15 protein-coding genes are annotated in these 19,189 nt (G+C 44.7%); 8 read left to right on the top strand and 7 right to left on the bottom strand.

Features of this window, described 5'->3' with window-relative positions; all coding sequences use genetic code 11:
- Positions 1-35 precede the first annotated feature (35 nt).
- Complete coding sequence (locus D1136_RS01480; RefSeq protein WP_161875844.1) at positions 36-545, top strand: ECF transporter S component; 510 nt, start codon at positions 36-38, stop codon at positions 543-545.
- 22 nt (positions 546-567) lie between these two features.
- Positions 568-1,950 carry an MATE family efflux transporter gene (locus D1136_RS01475; RefSeq protein WP_161875843.1) on the top strand — a complete coding sequence of 461 codons (1,383 nt, stop codon included), beginning with the start codon at positions 568-570 and terminating at the stop codon, positions 1,948-1,950.
- On the opposite strand, the gene D1136_RS01470 is transcribed toward D1136_RS01475, so the two are convergent.
- The 7 genes from D1136_RS01470 to nadB form a co-directional block, all read right to left on the bottom strand.
- Positions 1,942-2,733, bottom strand: a complete 792-nt coding sequence (locus tag D1136_RS01470) for a patatin-like phospholipase family protein (protein ID WP_161875842.1) — start codon at positions 2,731-2,733, stop codon at positions 1,942-1,944. The genes D1136_RS01475 and D1136_RS01470 overlap by 9 nt on opposite strands.
- A 120-nt stretch (positions 2,734-2,853) precedes the next feature.
- Positions 2,854-4,599, bottom strand: a complete 1,746-nt coding sequence (locus tag D1136_RS01465) for a DUF3857 domain-containing protein (protein WP_161875841.1) — start codon at positions 4,597-4,599, stop codon at positions 2,854-2,856.
- Between the two features lie 22 nt (positions 4,600-4,621).
- Complete coding sequence (locus tag D1136_RS01460; protein WP_161875840.1) at positions 4,622-6,568, bottom strand: DUF3857 domain-containing protein; 1,947 nt, start codon at positions 6,566-6,568, stop codon at positions 4,622-4,624.
- A gap of 140 nt (positions 6,569-6,708) precedes the next feature.
- On the bottom strand, positions 6,709-9,156 hold the full coding sequence (gene pheT, locus D1136_RS01455) for a phenylalanine--tRNA ligase subunit beta (RefSeq protein WP_161875839.1): 2,448 nt from the start codon (positions 9,154-9,156) through the stop codon (positions 6,709-6,711).
- A 17-nt stretch (positions 9,157-9,173) separates the two neighbouring features.
- Positions 9,174-10,100 (bottom strand): quinolinate synthase NadA, encoded by a 927-nt coding sequence (gene nadA, locus D1136_RS01450; protein WP_161875838.1) that lies wholly within the window; start codon positions 10,098-10,100, stop codon positions 9,174-9,176.
- Positions 10,101-10,153: 53 nt separating this feature from the next.
- Positions 10,154-10,996: a carboxylating nicotinate-nucleotide diphosphorylase gene (gene nadC, locus D1136_RS01445; protein ID WP_161875837.1), complete on the bottom strand. Its 843-nt coding sequence runs from the start codon at positions 10,994-10,996 to the stop codon at positions 10,154-10,156.
- Between the two features lie 6 nt (positions 10,997-11,002).
- Positions 11,003-12,580 (bottom strand): L-aspartate oxidase, encoded by a 1,578-nt coding sequence (gene nadB, locus D1136_RS01440; RefSeq protein WP_161875836.1) that lies wholly within the window; start codon positions 12,578-12,580, stop codon positions 11,003-11,005.
- Positions 12,581-12,834: 254 nt separating this feature from the next.
- Between nadB and D1136_RS01435 the strand changes: the two genes are divergently transcribed.
- From D1136_RS01435 to D1136_RS01410, 6 genes are all read left to right on the top strand, one after another.
- A complete protein-coding gene (locus D1136_RS01435) occupies positions 12,835-15,141 on the top strand; it encodes an ABC transporter permease (protein WP_161875835.1) in 2,307 nt (768 codons plus the stop codon).
- A gap of 42 nt (positions 15,142-15,183) precedes the next feature.
- Positions 15,184-15,741, top strand: coding sequence for a peptidylprolyl isomerase (locus D1136_RS01430; RefSeq protein WP_161875834.1), 558 nt, complete (start codon positions 15,184-15,186; stop codon positions 15,739-15,741).
- A 26-nt stretch (positions 15,742-15,767) separates the two neighbouring features.
- Positions 15,768-16,838, top strand: a complete 1,071-nt coding sequence (gene aroC, locus D1136_RS01425) for a chorismate synthase (protein WP_161875833.1) — start codon at positions 15,768-15,770, stop codon at positions 16,836-16,838.
- 83 nt (positions 16,839-16,921) lie between these two features.
- Complete coding sequence (locus tag D1136_RS01420; protein ID WP_161875832.1) at positions 16,922-17,203, top strand: hypothetical protein; 282 nt, start codon at positions 16,922-16,924, stop codon at positions 17,201-17,203.
- A gap of 89 nt (positions 17,204-17,292) precedes the next feature.
- A complete protein-coding gene (locus tag D1136_RS01415; protein WP_161875831.1) occupies positions 17,293-18,000 on the top strand; it encodes a M48 family metallopeptidase in 708 nt (235 codons plus the stop codon).
- A gap of 111 nt (positions 18,001-18,111) precedes the next feature.
- Complete coding sequence (locus D1136_RS01410) at positions 18,112-19,188, top strand: Mrp/NBP35 family ATP-binding protein (RefSeq protein WP_161875830.1); 1,077 nt, start codon at positions 18,112-18,114, stop codon at positions 19,186-19,188.
- Position 19,189: the final 1 nt, after the last annotated feature.

Below are 19,189 nucleotides of genomic sequence, written 5' to 3'. Positions count from 1 at the left end.
TGGTTCCGAAGTAAAATGAATTAAAAATAACGTATATGCAAACAACAGTAAGACTTTATTCGTGGGATTATCACCAGGCCAAAACCTATCTGGTTGCTTTCTTGTTTGTGGCAGGTAATCTCCTTTTACCCCAGATATGCCATCTTATTCCACAAGGAGGTGTGCGTTGGCTGCCGATTTATTTTTTCACTCTGATTGGTGCTTATAAATATGGTTGGCGGGTTGGATTGCTCACGGCGGTAGTTTCTCCCCTGGCAAATTCTTTTTTATTTGGAATGCCATTACCGGCTGTATTGCCGGTTATCTTGCTGAAATCCGTGTTGCTGGCTGTTTTTGCCGGATGGACGGCTTCCCGTTTCAAACAATTTTCGTTGTTGTTGCTGACTGTTGTTGTATTGGGGTATCAGGTGGCCGGAACACTCGGCGAATGGGCTATGACCGGTGATTTCCATCTTGCTGTGCAGGATTTTAGGGTTGGTTTACCGGGTATCTTATTCCAGATTTTCGGGGGCTGGGTAATGCTTCGTTTTTTGATGTGTAGATAAAAACGTTTTTCTTGCCCGGATTATGGCTACTTCGAGAGAGATGACTGCGGGGCCGGCATTGCCTCTGATATTTCATTTCACTATGCCTCTTCTGCTGGGAAATTTACTTCAGCAGACCTATTCGTTGGTGGATGCGGCTATTGTCGGGAAATATCTGGGAATAAACGCCTTGGCTTCTGTCGGAGCCAGTAGTTCCGTTATTTTTCTGATTTTAGGTTTTTGCAACGGTTGCAGTTGCGGTTTCGGAATTCCGGTGGCCCAGAAGTTTGGGGCCAGGGATTACAGCATGATGCGGCGTTATGTCGCTGTCAGCCTGAAACTTTCATGGATTTTTTCGGTGGCGATAGCTATCGTTACTGCTGTATATTGTTCAGATATACTGCGTATCATGCAGACTCCGGAAAGTATATTTGAAGGAGCTTATTTGTATTTATTGATTACTTTTTTAGGAGTTCCCTGTACTTTCCTTTACAATTTATTGTCCAGCATCATCCGTGCCTTAGGGGACAGTAAGACTCCATTCTGGTTTTTATTGTTTTCGACGGTGCTGAATGTCCTGTTGGATTTGTTTTGTATTTTGGTATTGGGATGGGGTGTTGCCGGAGCGGCGGTTGCCACTTTGATAGCTCAGGGAGTATCAGCCTTTTTATGCTACGTATATATGTACCGGCATTTCCGGATTCTGAGAAGCTCTCCGGAAGAAAGTCAGTTCCAGGTGAAACTGGCCCGCCATTTAATGAATATCGGGGTTCCTATGGGATTGCAGTTTTCAATTACGGCCATTGGCAGTATCATGTTGCAAAGTGCCAATAATGCTCTCGGTACGGCTTGTGTTGCGGCGTTTACTTCTGGTGTACGCATAAAGATGTTCTTCATTTGTCCTTTTGAAAGTCTGGGGATAGCCATGGCTACTTACTGCGGTCAGAATTACGGAGCGGGGAAGCCCGGACGTATCTGGAAAGGTATTAAGTCCAGTAGTGGAATGATGATGGTTTATGCTATGGCTACTTTTATTCTTTTAAGGTTCGGGGCAACCTGGCTTGCCTTGCTTTTTGTAGATTCTTCAGAGACGGAGATTATCCGGAATACCGAATTGTTTTTGCAGGTATCTTCTTATTTCTTTCCTGCATTGGGATTGCTTTGTATTTTACGTTATACCATCCAGGGGGCGGGCTATACGAACCTGGCTATGTTATCGGGGGTATCAGAAATGATAGCCCGGGCTTTGATAAGTCTTTATGCTGTGCCGGCATTCGGTTACATTGCAGTATGCTATGGAGACCCAACGGCCTGGATGGCTGCAGATGTGTTTTTAATCCCCGCTTTCGTATGGGTCTATCACAGGTTGAAGAAGATGGCATATTGCCCGGGAAGTGATAAGACAGCGGCTGATTGTTCAGGCTGAAACCGGAATTGAATTTTTCAATACGGAACTGTGAAGAATGCGTTGGGCTGTCTGATAGCCTTCATTGTAAATTTCCTGCACATGCTCAAGGTCGAATATGCTGTATTTGGTCATATTTTGAGGGGCAATGAAAATGTCGCACATATTTCTGTCAATATCGGTATTCCGGTCTAAACCCAAATGGAAGGACCGGATAGCCATACCTATCATGTTGGTGATTTTCTCGGAAGTGTCAATGGAGTTGATTTCCACCGCAATAATCTTTTCGCATCTTTTGCGGATAGGCCTTACCGGCAGGTTCATAAAAACCCCGCCGTCAACATATTCGACATGGTCAATCATCCTGGGGGTGAATACAACCGGAATGGAAGAAGAGGCAATAACGCAGGGGAGTAATTCTCCATGCTCAAAATGAACCGGAGTGGCATTCATAAAATCGCTGGCTGTAATCACAAGGGGGATCTTTAAATCTTCAAAGGTTTTTACTTGCAAGAATTCTCTCAGTTTTTCTTCCATTCCGTTGAGAATCATAATGCCTTTCTTAGACATGGTCAGCCGGGCAAAATGAAGTATTTTCTTGCCCAAAAAGAAATGGAGGCATTCTTCCGGTGTATGACCCGAAGCTATCATAGCCCCAATGATTGCACCTGCACTGGTGCCTGAGATAATATCCGGGTAGATACCATTTTCGTGTAAAGCCTGAATCACTCCAAGATGGGCAAATCCTCTGGCACCTCCTCCACTGAGTACCAGACCTATTTTATGTGTCGGTGAAAGCTCCATATGATGGTGAGTTTGAAACGATGATTTATACGGAATCGAAAGTTGTAGGTTCGGGATGGATGAAGCGTAAGAATAACCATTGTCCCGGAATAACAGCCGGGACAAATGGTCATGAGATTTTTATTTCCGGTTCAGGAGGAGCTGACGTTCGTTGGGAGCATTCCATTCCACTATAAGTTGCCGGAAGTCGGGATATTCTTCGGGGGTAATCATCGCTTTTTTTAGTTTCAGTTTCCGGTAAATTTTTACGGTAGAGCCGTTCGGTGTTATTGTTATGAATAGCTCTCCGATTTTATTTTCAATTTTCTTGTTTACAGCCGGAGTGCATACCTGAATCTCGGACGGGAGTTCAATAGTATACTGATATGTTTCTTCCAGGGGGGCAGGCACGTGAAGTCTGTTCCGGCGTTTACTGTTATATCGTGCATAGCCCGAATGATTGATTCCCTGATTTGTTTCCGGTAATGAGAGAATCAGATAACCGTTTTGTTCCTTTGGTTGCCAGTTGCTGTTGCCTTTGATAACTGTTTCCGTGGAGGAGGTATTTACTTCCGGGTCCTGTAGGGATGAGATGAAAGCAGACGGATTGACTTTAAAGTAAGGAATGTAAGTGGGACTGAACCCGGCCTCTATGCTGGCAGTTACCTGTTGTTCCGCAGAGAGGTTAAGGGTGGCAGTATATCGTATGCATTTCTCCCGGGATTGAGGAGTGATTTTTTCTCCGTCAGCTAATCCTGACAGGAATAAAGCGTCCTGAGAGGCATCTGAGGTATTGTGGATGTTTAACCAGTAACTTTTTCCTTCCGCTTCTGCCCGCACAACGAGTTGTTTCATGGTTTTCAGACCGCAGGCATCCGGAGCTATGTTCAATCCGTAAGCAGCAAACGGAGTGGCATGCAGGTTGCAGGCTTTCAGCAAAATGTTCAGCAGGTTTATTTTTTCTGCCTCCGTGCCGTAGGCTGTTTCAAGGACAGCTGACGCTGCCCGGAAGCGATAACCGGTTTCCTCGAGAGGAAGCGGACAGAAGGCAATTTGATTGCGGATATATGACAAAATGGTTTCCAATTTTTCAGTGTCGGAAGTACACTCCTTTGTTAGTTTTTTTGCCAGTTGCGTTATTTCAGCAGAAGGATCGGTATCGAATTGTTGATACAGACTTTGGAGGGCTTCCTGGATGGACGGATAGGTCGAAACGACCATAGCCGGCAGGTCTCCGTTCTGTATGTTCACTTCCGGAGCCTGAGGGCGGGCCGGCAGGTTAACGAATTTCCAGATGCATTCCCTTTGATGTTCTTTAATGACTTCAACCGGTCTTTGGGTGAAGGCTAAAGTTGCGTAGTGTATGGTCTTACTTACAGGAGCCTGAAGGGAGAACGTATATTCTTTTATCGGGGAAGTTTGTTGTAATTCCCGGCAAATATTGATTTCTGGTAAATATCCGGGTTCGGAAAGGATAGAGTAGTCCAGGTAGATGGTAGCTCCTAATTCCAGACCGGTGTGTACGATTACCATTTCTTTCAGGTGATTATAGGCCGGAGCTTTTTCAGCTTGCCGGGGGAGGACTTCTATAAAAGCATTTGCAGGAGTTTGAACAATGGTTCCGTCTTTCTGCTTGGTGTAGGATGCATGTATTTTTAATTTCTGGAACTCCGGATTATAAGTGATAAAAGTCTCGCCGTAAGTGGAATTCATAGCGGTATGGGTAAAGAGGGTCAACTCTTTGTAGCAACGGTATTCCTGACTTCCGTTTTCCCGTAGAATCCAGGTCTCTTTTAAATTCCGGAATTCTGCTTCTGCCGGATCTGCAAAACTTTGTCCGGTCAGAAACAAGCAGATAACTATAAGAAATGATATGGTATATTTCATGTTTTTGTTTTTTTAATCTGACTTATTTTATAATGAGATAGTTGCCAAAAGCCTTGTGTGCTTCTACTGCTTCCCGGAAACCTGTCCAATCGGTGGTCTCATACACTCTTTTCTTCAGGGTCAGTTTTTGATGGATGGCTATTTTGTTCCCTTGCTGGCGGATGTAACCTTCAAAATCGGCGGCAGGGCTTTGTTTTCGGGTTTGTGTGCTGTTCACTAACCGATAGCCTTTGGGGATTTCAATGGTTTCTTCCAGTTCTACCAGTCGCGAACAGGCATCTTTAAAACCATACCGGCGTTCTGGGAGAGAAGTATTGATGTATAAATAGCTCCGGACCTGATTATAAAGGTTGTTCATGGATAAGGGTTTAAAAAGCATTTCCCGGTTACCGGTAATGGTATAATCCGGAATTTCATAGCGGAAGACAATCCGGATAGGCCCGGCCTGATAATCCTTGGGATCCTTTCCCCAGTCCACGCTCAATAAGCGGGCTTTGGGCGATATGGCCAGAAGTTCTTTCTCCATACTGTTTTTCCATTCCGATTGCCATCCTAAGGTGAAGATGCGGCGGATTCTGGAATCAGACTGGCCTTCTGCTGTCACGATGAATTGTCCCGTTAATGTTCCTTGTTTGTTTAATTTTCCGTTGGCTTTGATACGGAAATAGTGATTTTCAGGAGCTGAAACCGGAGTTATACAGAGGTCCGAGCCTTCCGGGACTCCCGGCAGGTAATTCTGTTGTTGTTCTGCGCTGCTCCACAATTCCCGGCAAAAGGGTACCCAGGTGGGGTCCAAAGGCATATAAGTTCCGTTGCTCAACTTGACGACAGCTACACAGTGATTGAAGTGGTCTGCCGGTATACTTTCCACACGACTGCCGGCCATTGTCATTGCCGGGTAGGCTTCAAAGCCGGCCATTCTCAAGAAAGAAATCAGGGTACCGGCAATGTCTTTGCATACTCCGCAACGGTCGGTATAGTTCATCTGGGTATGATGGAGGGTAAACCCTTCGCCTTTCCCCATAGTGATGCCGGCATAGCGGATATTATCGGCTACCCAGTGGGTTAAAGCGGCAATTTTTTCCATTTCGCTTTTTTTGCCCCGAATCAGTTCGTTTACTTTTTTCTGGGCTGCAGGATAGGGGGCGAAACTTCCATAGTCTTCGTTGGTTTTGTGGAACCAGAGGGATTTTTCTTCCCAACGTGGAGTAGAAGACATCATCAATTTTGGGGCTGCATCATAGAAATCCACCATGTTCGATTCCCTTGGAAAAGGAGTCAGGTTATCTTTGGCAAAAGTAAATACTTTCCGGGTGTCATCGTAGCGGACAGAGGAGGAACATTCACCTTGATAGAATTGATATTGCATGTCTTTGTCCCGGGGGATAGATACCTGATAAATTTTGCGGAGGGTGGGGGTACTACACCAGAAAGGTACAATATCATAAAACTGGCCACGCATGGGAGGGATGAAACGTTCTTCTTCATTATTGCCGGTCAATAAAGCATAAGTGAAGCCTTTTTTGTCGATTTCATATTCTATAATATCGCCCGGTTCCAATTTACCGATTTCAAGCATAATTTGCCGGGCTCCCCAATATATGGCCCGTGCCGGTGCCGTGTAATCCTGTGCCTTTTGAATGTCTATGGGGTGGATTGTACCGTCTGCTTTGTGGATATTGGCATATTTAAATTGAGCAAAGGCAGTCAGCGGGTCATAATCGAAACAAATTACACGGTTATTCAGTGCACCCGGGACGGATTGGACCAGGATTGCTTTGTAAATGGAAAATTTACCGGAACCGGTAGGTGCCACGTTTACACTGGTGCTGTCGAGAAGAACTACTTCTGAATAAGTGCCATAAGGCTCTGCTTTTAAAGCTTTTTTTCTCAGACTTTCTTCCTGTTGGGCGTACAGGGAAAAATGAAAAGCCAGAAAAAAGAAGATTCCGGTAAATAGATGTTTCATGTTGAATGATTTTAAAAGATGTAAATTTAGCTACAATAACGATTCCGGCTGGAGCGTTCCGAAACAATTTATGCCGGAAATAAAAAGAAGTTGCCTGAATCCTGTGGAGTTTTCAGACAACTTCCCCAAGGTATGGCAGATTATCGGATTTCTGCTCCCAATAAGTGCTGATAAGCCCCCATCAGCTTATTCATGATTTTATCAATCTGTTTGTCGGTGAGGGTTTTTTCTTCATCCTGAATAGTGAAACTTACAGCGTAGGATTTTTTATCCGTACCTAATTTTTCACCTTCATAAACATCAAATAAACTGACTGATTTCAATAAACTTTTTTCAGTTCGCATGGCAATGTCCCGCACTTCTTTGAAACTGACTTTTTTATCTAGGAGCAAAGCCAAATCGCGTTTTACCGCCGGAAATTTCGGCATGGGAGTAAAACTGATGGTGTGGTTTTTCAATGCCTTCAATATGTTTTCCCAGGAAAATTCAGCATAATAGACTTCCTGGTCTATGTCTAATGATTTTAAAACTGAATGACTTAACATGCCCAGAGTTACGATGTGTTTTCCATTCTGAGAATAAGTCAGTCCTTCGCGGTATATATCCTCAGCCGTTTCTTCCATGTTAAGGAATTCCGGCTTGAATCCCATACGGATAAGAATCATTTCCGCGTAGCTTTTCATATTGAAGAAGTCGGTTTTTTCTTCTTTACTGTTCCAGGAAGCCTGAATTTTGTTTCCGGTGATAAATAAAGCAAGTTTATCTTCTTCCTTATATTGTTTGAGGTGGTTGTCCCCTTCTTTCCGGTGGAAAGTATAAGCCTTTCCGAATTCGAAAAGACGCAGGTTGTTGTTTTTCCGGTTGATGTTGTATGCGATGGTTTCCAATCCTCCGAATAGCAGGCTTTGACGCATAGCACACAAATCTGAGCTAAGCGGATTGAACAGCAGAACAGTTTGTTCGGGGTGATAAGTGCCCAGGTTTTCGAAATAAGAAGCTTTCGTTAATGAATTATTCATGATTTCGTGAAACCCATTGGCCACCAAAAGATCGGCAATTTTATTTTTGAGCTGAAAATCGTCTGGTTTTTCGGAATAACTCAAGGTCGAATTGACTTTTGCCGGAACTTCGATGTTGTTGAATCCATAAATACGAAGAATGTCTTCAATCACATCAGCTTCGCGCCGGACATCCACACGGTAGGGCGGGACCAGCAGAAGTAATCCTTCTTCATCTTCCCGCACAATCTTTATTTCCAGCGAATGCAGGATTTTTTTGATTCGGTCATGTCCGATAGCTTTGCCAATCAGGCGGTCGATGCGGGCATATTTTACCTCTACTTCAAAATCTTTGACAGGTTCCGGATAAATATCTATGATGTCAGAAGTAATCTTACCTCCGCCTAATTCTTTTATCAGTAAAGCTGCCCGTTTTAATGCATAAATAACGATATTCGGGTCGGTACCCCTTTCAAAACGGAATGATGCGTCCGTGTTGAGTCCGTGGCGCCGTGCCGTTTTCCGGACAAAAACCGGATCAAAACAGGCACTTTCCAGAAAGACATTGGTGGTCTGATCGGTGATACCGCTTTCCAGTCCTCCGAATACTCCTGCTATACACATAGGTTCTTCGGTATTGCAGACCATAAGGTCGTTTTCATTTAATTCCCGTTCTGTCCCGTCCAGAGTAGTAAATTTTGTTCCTGTGGGAAAACTACGGACAATGACTTTGTTGCCCTTGATTTTGTCTTTATCGAAAGAATGTAAAGGTTGTCCCAATTCAAAAAGAATATAATTGGTTACGTCCACCACGTTGTTGATGGGGTGCAGTCCGATGGCTTTCAGGCGTGTTTGCAACCATTCGGGGGATTCTTGTATTTTTACTCCTTCGATGCAGATTCCTGCGTAACGGCGGCAAGCTTCCGGACGTTGAACTTCTATGGATATCCGGGCTGTATTGCAGTCGGTTTTGAAATGGTCTACGGAGGGCAGGGTATAGGTAATGTCCTGTTTCTGTCCCAGATAAGCTGCCAGGTCCCGGGCAACCCCTAAATGGGAGGCGCCATCCACGCGGTTGGGGGTAATGTCTATTTCGATGGTATAGTCTGTGGTGATGTGGTAATACTCCGCAGCAGGAGTACCTACTTTTACATCTTCCGGTAAGACTATAATTCCGGCATGGTCATGTCCGATGCCGATTTCATCTTCCGCACAGATCATGCCCTCTGATTCCTGTCCCCGGATTTTTGATTTTTTAATTACAAATTCCTTGTCGCCATCATACAGGACCGTGCCCAAGGTGGCTACGATCACTTTTTGTCCGGCTGCAACATTCGGAGCTCCGCAGACAATGGGAGTGAGACATCCGTCTCCTAAATCTACCGTTGTTATATGCAGATGGTCGGAATCCGGATGAGGTTCACAGGTTTTCACTTCTCCGACAACCAGTCCTTTTAATCCTCCCCGGATGGATTCGAATTTTTCATAACCGCCGACTTCCAGTCCGATACTGGTCAGTATTTCACAGATTTCTTCAACATTTAAGTCTGTCTGAATGTAATCTTTCAGCCAATTTAAAGATATATTCATGGTGCTCTATTTACTCGTTATTTTATTTTTAACATTCTTTCAATCGGAAGTAAAGCTTTTTGCCGGATTTTTTCCGCAACCGTTACGATGTACTGCTCTTTTTCCAAAGCTTCGCATACGTTGGGAAGGGTTATTTTTTTCATTTGTCCACAGATGGTCTGCGGATGAACGGGAATGAATTCTTTTTCCGGATTGTCTTTTTGAAGCTTATGTATTGTCTCTGTTTCAGTAGCAATAATAAACTGTTTGGCAGGAGAATTTGCCGCATGTCTGATCATTCCTGCCGTAGAATACAGATAGGCTTGTGGCAGGTTTAAGATTTTCTCGTCATGCGAACAGCGGGATTCGGGATGAATGAGGATCTCGGCCTGCGGATATTCCAGACTCTTGTTCAGAATCATTTCCGTTGTAATCCGTTCGTGTACACAGCAATTGCCGTTCCATAATTCCATAGGCCGTCCGGTTACTTTGCTGATCCAGGCTCCTAAGTTCCTGTCCGGAACAAAAAGTATTTTTTTATCTGCCGGAATACTTTTAACAACCTCCAGGGCATTGGCAGAAGTACAGCATATATCGGTCCACGCTTTTACTTCTGCTGTGGTATTCACATAGCTGACAATAACTCCTTCGGGATTGTTTTTTTTCCATTCTCTCAGTTCGTATCCCGTAATGCTTTCTGCCAGAGAACATCCGGCCCCCAGAGCGGGTATCAGTACTTTTTTGCCGGGACAGATAATGGCTGCAGTTTCTGCCATGAAATGTACCCCGCAAAATACAATAATGTCTGCATTTGTTTTTGCTGCTTCTTGTGCTAATCCCAGGGAGTCTCCTAAATAATCGGCAATATCCTGAACCTCGGGACGAGTATAGTAATGAGCCAGAATAACAGCGTTTTTTTCTTTTTTCAGCTGTTCAATCCGGTGCATGATTTCTGTATTCGTCATAGTTTTTTGTTTTCGGCTTCAAAGATAACAAAGAAAGGCAAAAAGTAAAAGATTTAATTGTTCTTGATATTCATGCTGATGTCTAATGCCGTGACGGAGTGGGTGAGTGCTCCGACACTGATAAAGTCTACCCCTGTGGCTGCAACCTCTTTTAAACGTGGAATGTTCATATTCCCGGAAGCCTCGGTCTGAGCTTGGCCGGCAATGATTCTTACGGCTTCAGCCATTTCATCGTTGGCCATGTTGTCGAGCATGATGATGTCCGCTTTTACCGATAGAGCTTCCCGTACTTCCTCCAGGTTGGTGGTTTCCACTTCTATTTTTATTCCATCCGGAACATTGGCCCGGACAGCCCGGACAGCATTCGTGATTCCCCCGGCTACTTTGATGTGATTGTCTTTAATCATAGCCATATCGTAAAGTCCCATACGATGGTTGGTAGCTCCTCCGTCCTTGACAGCCATTTTGTCGAGAACCCGTAAACCAGGTGCGGTTTTCCGGGTATCCAGCAGTCGGGTATGGCTCCCATCCAGTTCCCGGACGTATTTAGCGGTTTCGGTAGCGATGCCGGACATCCGTTGGAGGATATTCAAAGAAAGGCGTTCGCCCAGAAGCAGGCAACGGTAGCTGGCTTCAATGCGAAGGATAATATCCCCTTTTTTCACTCGGTCTCCGTCTTGTACAAGCGGGTGCCAGACGATGTCTTTTTCGAAACGTTCATATACCCGGCGGGCAACGGAAAGTCCTGAAATCACACCGTCTGCTTTCATTTTCATTTCCGCTACGGCACGGGAATGAGCCGGAATAATGGAGTTTGTGGTTACATCACCTGTAGCGATATCCTCTTCAATGGCAAGGTCTATCAATTGGTCAATGAGTTGGTCGTATTGTATCATGATGATTTAGTTTTTTTGTTTGTGTGTATTAATGGGTAAGGTCCGGAGTTCCTTGTTTTTTTGTTGTACGATGTGGTAGAGATAAGAATCGTCGGGTTCCGGAAAGTCTTCCCTGAAATGGCCTCCCCGGCTTTCCTGACGGTAGAGGGCCGAGCGGATAATTAATTCGGCGACGGTGATCAGGTTGTGGCTGATCAGGTTGTAATACTCGTTTTCTTCCCGGGGTATTTCTGCTTTGTATAACTGTAATTTGTCTAATCCTTCGCGGAGCAAACCGGCATTGCGGATAATACCGGCATGTACCGTCATCAACCGGGAAATGTTTTTCTTCAACCGGATATAGAAAGAGGCGTGCTGATTGTTGCAATGATAGCGGGGAGAGAAATCCGGCCAGGCGGTTGCCGGTATTACCCGGCGGGAAGCTTCGACGGCTCTTCTTCCAAAGACCAGGCATTCTATCAGAGAATTGGAGGCCAGGCGGTTGGCACCCATGATTCCCGATGATGCCAGTTCTCCGCAAATATACAGATTGTTGATGTTGGTCTGTCCGTTCAAATCCGTCCGGACACCGCCAACCATGTAATGGGCGGCAGGTGCCACCGGTATGCGGTCGCACATGTCAATCCCCAGTTCCCTGCATTTTTCATAAATATTGGGAAAGCGATGTTGTATTGTTTGCTTGTCCAGATGGCGCAGTGACAACCAGACAAAATCCTGATTGTATTTTCTCATCTGACTGTAGATAGATTGGGCCACGATGTCCCGGGGGGCCAGTTCTGCCAGTTCGTGGATGGCCGGCATAAAACGTTCTCCCTGCTGGTTGATGAGATGGGCGCCTTCGCCGCGTACGGCTTCGCTGATTAAAAAGGCTTCTTCTGAGTCGGTGTAAATGGCAGACGGATGAAATTGAATGAATTCCATATCGGCAATTTCGCATCCGGCGTTATAGGCCAGCGCCAGTCCGTCGCCGATGGTTGTATGAGGGTTGGTAGTACGTTTATAGATGGCAGAAGTACCTCCCAGGGTAAGAAAAGTATGGGGGGCACAGAACAATTCTTCCGATTGGGAGACCAGATTCCAGGCCCGGACACCGTAACAGCAGTTGTTTTCCTGTAAGATGCCGATGACCGAATGGTTTTCATAAATGTCTATGTGGGGATTATTGATGACTTTGCTGATCATGAAACTGGTCACCATTCTTCCGGTGGCATCACCGCCGGCATGCAATATGCGTTTCCGGTGGTGTCCTCCTTCCAGTCCTAAAGCAAGGCTTCCGTCTTCCATGTCGAAATGCATGCCTGCTTCAATCAGTTCTTTTATGCGTTGGGGTCCCTCGTTCACTAAAATGTCTACTGCCGGATAATCACAAAGGCCGCGGCCGGCAATGATGGTATCCTCAAAATGCAGGGCCGGGGCATCGTCTTCATCCGTGACTGCTGCTATTCCTCCCTGGGCAAAGTAAGAATTACTTTCCGTAATGCCTGATTTGGTCAATAGAGCAACTTTCCCGTAAGCGGCAGCATGCCAGGCGGTATAAAGTCCTGCCAGTCCGCTTCCTGCAATGATATAATCGTAATGACGCATTTTTAGAATATGTAAATTAGTGCGAAAGTACCATTTTTTTGTAAAAAGGGGATTGCTTTGGGGGTTTTTTTAGGAATACCTTCGGAAAATTTTATTTTCCATTTTCCGGATAGTAAAAAAAATGGACAATGGTGTCAATTAATTATACAGAATATATATGAGAAGGATATATATTGTGTTGATTATTAGTATAATGTATCACTGGTATAGAATTTGTAAAAAGAGGAGACAGAATAAAAAGACAAAAGATGTTTATGAAAAATTATTTTAAGTTTTTTGTGCGCATACTGGCCCGGCATAAAAGTGTTTCAATTATGGCAATCGGTTGTCTGAGTATAGGGATTGCAGTAGTCCTGTTACTCGGCTTGTGGGTATTCAATGAGTTCAGATATGACCGTTTCCATGACAATGGGGAACATATTTTCAGGGTAGTTGAGATAAACAGGGATTTAAAACGGAGTACCGGAACTTTTCGACAAGTAGGCGATCGGATGAAAGAAGGGTTTCCGGAGGTAAAAGCCGTGTGTCGTATAGCAGGAGCAGGACTGGAGATTCGGATAGATAATGAATTGAAAGAGTCGGACCGGATGATTCAAACGGATGATAATTTTTTTACTTTTTTCACTTTTCCTCTGAGAGCGGGAGACCCGAAAACGTGTCTGGATGCTCCCAATAAAATGGTGATCAGTGAAAAAATGGCCCGGATGTGGTTCGGGGATAAAAATCCTATCGGGCAGCCGGTCAATCAGGGGGAATATACCATTTCTGCTGTGATGGAGGACATCCCTTATTTTTCTCATATACAAGCTGATGTTGTCGTTCCGTTTTACGGGAGGTGCCGTGATTTGAATTGCGGGGGTAATGTGTTCAAAACTTATTTGTATGCTCCGTTTTTGACGGACCGCTCGGGGTTGGAAAAAAAACTGACGGATTTATCGGATGAGAACATCCTGATGAAGGAGATGGGGGTTTTGGTCAAACTGGAACCTTTGAAAGATATCCACTTGGGGCCTTGGGGTTCAAACGGATCCGGAAACAAAATTTTGGTTTATGTGTTGGGGGGGATCGCTTTGGCTATTTTACTGGTAGCCTGTATCAATTGTATTAATTTGTTGATTGTTACTTCCTTTTTAAGAGCCCGGGAGATAGGCGTGAAAAAGACATATGGGGCAGACCGCAGAATGTTGATTTGGGGGTCATTGAGGGAAATATCGGGTTTTGTTTTGCTGGCGTTGGGAATAGCTGTTATTCTGGCTTTATTGGGATTGCCGTTATTTAACCAGTTGTCGGGGTGTGAGCTGAAATTGGATTTTACTTCCGGATTTTTGTATGTGTATTTGACTGTCGTTTATATTATTGCGTTATTGGGAGCGGGTTTGTATCCGGCGTTTTATATGACCCGTTTTAATGTTTTGCAGACGTTGAACGGAAAGTTTAGAGGTAAAAGGTTGTCTTTTTTGCAGAATTTACTGATTGTAGTGCAGTTTACGGTGTCCATAGCGTTTTTGCTTCTTATCTTTTTTGTACATAAGCAGGTAAATTACATGATTGATTACGATTTGGGATTTGATAAAAAGAATGTGATTTGCAGTTATGCTCCGATGGACATGGTATCACATTATGAAGCGGTCCGAAATGAGTTGCTGGGTGTACCGGATGTAAAGGAAGTGACAATACGTAATGCTTTACCTATGTATTGGGCCGACGGTTATCCGATTCAAAAGCAAGGTTCAACAGAAAGGGTACAATTTGAAGTGTGTGAGGTAGGTGATAACTATTTCGATATGATGGGAATCGAATGGATTGAAGGAGAAAATCCTTTCCGGAATCGGGAGGCCTATCATGATGCTGTGTTGGATGAAAATGCGGTGAAACAACTGGAATTAAAGGAGCCGGTGGGGAGCGTACTGGTGCTCTGGGGGCAAAATTTTACGGTCAAGGGAGTTGTTCAGAGCGTTTATTCCAAAAAAATGGATCGGAAATCTGATCCTGTTTTTTACATGCCCATATGGGAGTCGGGTTTGAATCGTTATGTGATTATGTGCAAGGTGGAGGGAAATCCCCGGGAAGCTATCCGGGCCATGCAGCGGATATGGGAAAGGTATTTGGGGGACCGGTCTTTTGCTTATCGTTTTTTGGATGACGAATACAGTGAATTGTATAGATCGGAAACCCGTCTTCAGGATATATTTTTTTGGGCGATGATTATCACTTTGCTGTTGAGTGTGACCGGTTTGTTTGCCATGGCTTATTATACGATGCTGGGACGGATGAAAGAAATCGGTATACGGAAAGTGAATGGTGCTACTCTGGGTAGTCTGATGTTTTTGCTGAATATGAATTTTATCCGTTTGACTGCTTTGTCCTTCGGTATAGCTTGTATTTTGAGTTACTATTTTCTGAGTTACTGGCTGGAAAGTTTTGTGGTGCAGACTTCCCTGAGTTGGTGGGTCTTTGCCGGAGCGGGGGGAATCGCTTTTTTAGTGACTTTATTGACCGTGAGTTATCTGACCTTCCGGGCTGTCCGGGTAAAGCCGGTTGAGGTTTTGAAAAATGAGTGAATTGTTGTATTTTTGCACCTTAAACCAATTAAAAATACAAGAATGATTACTAAAAATAAATTCGTCACTGTCAGTTATGAGTTGAGAACAGAGAAAGACGGAGAGTTGCTGGAAACCGCCGGAACGGACCGGCCCCTGGAGTTTATTTGCGGTCAGGGACAGACCTTGGAATATTTTGAATTGAATTTGTTGGAAAAGAAAAAGGGAGACCGGTTTGATTTTAAGATTCCGGCAGCGAATGCATATGGTGAGGTAAATGGAGATATGATTGTTGACCTGCCTAAGGAAATTTTCCAGGAGGTGGATGCTGCTGACATGGTAGTTGGGCATGTGCTTCCAATGATGGATAGTATCGGTCGTCGTCTGCAAGGGAAAATAGAGCAAATCGGAGAGGAAGAGGTGAGAGTGAATTTCAATCATCCTTTAGCTGGCAAGGACCTTTATTTCAAGGGAGAGGTATTGGATGTCCGGGATGCGACGGATGAGGAATTGGAAGCCCTTCACTCTCATAAATGCGGTGGTTGCAGCGGCTGCGGTTCGGATGGCGGTTGCGGGGGCGGATGCGACTCCCATGAAGAGGGATGCGGGTGTTGTCATTGATGTTTTTCTTTTCCTGAATTTTTATTATGTCTGGGAACAGTATCGGGAAAATATTCCGGTTGATGTCATTCGGAGAATCGCATGGCGTTGCTGTTGGGGGAGTAGTGGAAGGCTGTCCTGCGGGGGTGAGATTGTCGGTGAAAGCTATTCAGAGGGAACTGGGCCGGCGCAGGCCCGGACAATCGGATATTTCTACTCCTCGTCATGAAGAGGATGAGGTTGAGATTCTCTCCGGTATTTTTGAAGGGGTTACTACCGGTATGCCCATTGGTTTTTTGGTTCGGAACCGGAATCAGAACAGCCGGGATTATGACCATTTGAAAGGGCTTTACCGTCCTTCTCATGCCGATTATACGTGGGAGAAGAAATATGGCATCCGGGATTACCGGGGTGGCGGACGTTCTTCTGCCCGGGAACATATAGCGCGGGTGGTTGCCGGGGCCATTGCCAGACAAGTGCTTGCCCGTTACGGAATAAGTATTCAGGGATATACCTCTCAGGTGGGACATGTTGTTATGCCCTGGGGTTACAGCGAAGTGAAGCTGGAAGATGCGGAGATGAACATCGTCCGTTGTCCGGATGCCGGTACGGCAGAAAAAATGACCGCTTTGATCCGGAAGCTCCGGGATGAAGGAGACAGTGTTGGCGGGGTGGTCAGTTGCGTTGTCAAGGGAGTGCCTGTCGGTTTGGGTGAGCCGGTATTTGACCGGTTTCAGGCCCGTTTGGCTCATGCTATGTTCAGTATTAATGCCGTCAAGGGATTTGAATACGGAAGCGGATTTGCTGCAGCCGGAATGCGGGGTAGTGAGCATAATGACCCGTTTGTCATGAAAGAAGGAAAAGTCCGGACTGAAACGAACCGTTCAGGAGGAATACAGGGAGGGATCTCCAACGGGGAAGATATATATTTCCGGGTCGCCTTTAAACCGGTAGCGACGATTACCAAACGGCAGGATACAATCACCCGGGAAGGAGAGGAGGTGGAACTGGAAGCACACGGACGTCATGATCCCTGTGTGGTACCTCGGGCTGTACCGGTAGTAGAAGCAATGACTGCAATCGTTGTTCTGGATATGTTGTTGGAATCCCGTGTCTGAATGTGGAAATAATTTTTCCGAAAAAATCAGAATAATCTGGAAGAAAATATCTACTTTTGGAAAAAATTAAATTTTTATTGGATATGGCAAGTATAAGAAGATTAAAGAAGGATATTGATTATTTGACTTTTGCTGTTGTTAATGATAGCCTGAATTGTTTGGCTTATGGAAAAAGTGCGGATGAGTTGGGTGATGTTGTACAGCAAATCATTGATGCCCGGAACGATATGCGTCGCAGGGTAAATGCCGGAAAAGCAATTGCTAAGGGAGAAAGAAAAGCTTATTATCAGTCCATTTGTAAGGACCTTATGGTTAGTGTGGATGGTGCTTTTTCTAAATTGAGCGATCTGGTAAAAAAAGCATAATTCCGGCAGTTTGCTAAAGAATCAGGAAGGAGAGTGCCTTATAGGTGTTCTCCTTTTTTTAGTCGGTTAAATTTTTGTTCGGATGGTGTATGGATGTTATTGAGATACCGGGAATCGGAGAGATTAAGGTGAGACGGAGTGCGAATATTAAGTATTTGCGGATTCGGATGGCTCCGGGACGAGGAGTGTGGGTCAGTGTTCCTTATGGGGTGAGCCGGAAGCAAACCGAGAAATTCCTGAATGACAGCCGGGAGTGGATTTTGCAGAATTGCAAAGACATGAAAGTGTATGAGCAAGATACCGGGGTGGGACTCCGTATCGGTGCGGAAATCAAGACCAAGCTACATATCCTTAAAATAGAAGAGACGGAAGAAGAAAAACCGTTTTACCGGATAGAAAAAGAAGTAATTGCCTTATTTGTGCCGAAAAAGGTGGTGTTTGACCGGGTGGAAAAGGTCGTTCAACAGTTCTTGTTAGAAATATATGCCCTGGAAGCCAGGCAATATTTACCTCAGCGCGTGAGATTCTATGCAGCGAAATACGGATTTAAATTCGGAAAACTGACTTTCCGGAACAATATTTCAAATTGGGGCAGTTGTTCTTTTGAAAATAATATCAGTCTGAATATTAAGTTGATGAAATTGCCGGATGAATTGATTGATTATGTGATTCTGCATGAGTTATGTCATACGAAGGAGAAGAATCATTCGGCAGCTTTTTGGAAGACTGTCAAAAGTGTGTGTCCTGACTATGCTCTTTTGAGGGCCGGTTTGAGGAAGTACAATACCCGGGTGTAAAATACTTTATTTAACTTAAAGCTGTTCGTCTGGTTTTTGTTTTCACCGGATAAATCGTAAATTTGCTACTGATTATTGTTTTTTATTGCGTAAGCGTTTAGCAGAAAAAATATGATACAGGAAAAAATAAAAGAAATCAGGGAAGTATTGAAAGAGGTGAAATATCCGGGTACTTCCAAACATATTGTAGAGTTGGATATGGTTCAGCGTATCCATATTGAGGGCGATAAGGTGATGTTTCGTTTGGTTTTTCAGAACTCTAACGATCCTTTTGTTACTGCCATTGAGAAGAAATGCCGTGCTTTGTTGATAGACTATCCGGAAGTGGAAATTGAGACTGTGTTTATGCACGATCTGGAACGGCCCCTTTCTTTAGAAAAGGTCAGGCAGGTCATTGCGGTTTCTTCGGGAAAAGGAGGAGTGGGAAAATCTACGGTTGCGGCTAATTTGGCAGTAGCTTTAGCACAACAAGGGTATAAAGTGGGTTTGGTGGATGCAGATATTTTCGGACCTTCCATTCCGAAGATGTTTGGTTGTGAGGATGCCCAACCTTATATGCAACAGGTGGATGAACATGATATGATTGTACCGGTGGAAAAATACGGTGTAAAGATATTGTCTATCGGATTTTTTGTAGATCCGGCTTCAGCCACGGTGTGGCGGGGGCCTATGGCTTCAAATGCTTTGAAACAATTGGTGGAGCAAGGGTATTGGGATGAACTGGATTTTATGTTGATAGATTTGCCTCCGGGCACCAGCGATATTCATTTGACTTTAGTGCAAACGGTTGCCCTGAACGGTGCTATTGTCGTGAGTACCCCTCAACAGGTTGCTCTCGCGGATGCCGTTAAAGGTATCAATATGTTTGAATCTCCGGGAATTCTGGTGCCGGTGTTGGGTTTGGTTGAGAATATGGCCTGGTTTACACCGGCGGAATTGCCCGAAAACAAGTATTATCTTTTCGGTAAAGAGGGAGCCAAACGTTTGGCCGAGGAGAGGGGATTACGTTTACTGGGCCAGATTCCGGTGGTGCAGAGTATTTGTGATGGTGGAGATTCCGGAGAGCCAGTGGCTTTGAATCCAGACAGTATAACCGGAGCGGCTTTCATGCAATTGGCCAGAGAGGTAGTGGAAGCCGTGGAGGAAAATCAGGACCAGGCCAAAAGAGTGAGAATAACCAAACATTGAT

It is taken from the genome of Odoribacter sp. Z80, assembly GCF_009935865.1.
In the GTDB taxonomy this organism is placed as follows: Bacteria; Bacteroidota; Bacteroidia; order Bacteroidales; family Marinifilaceae; genus Odoribacter.
The sequence above is the reverse complement of the archived record's forward strand: the minus strand, read 5'-3'. Positions and strand labels throughout refer to the sequence as shown.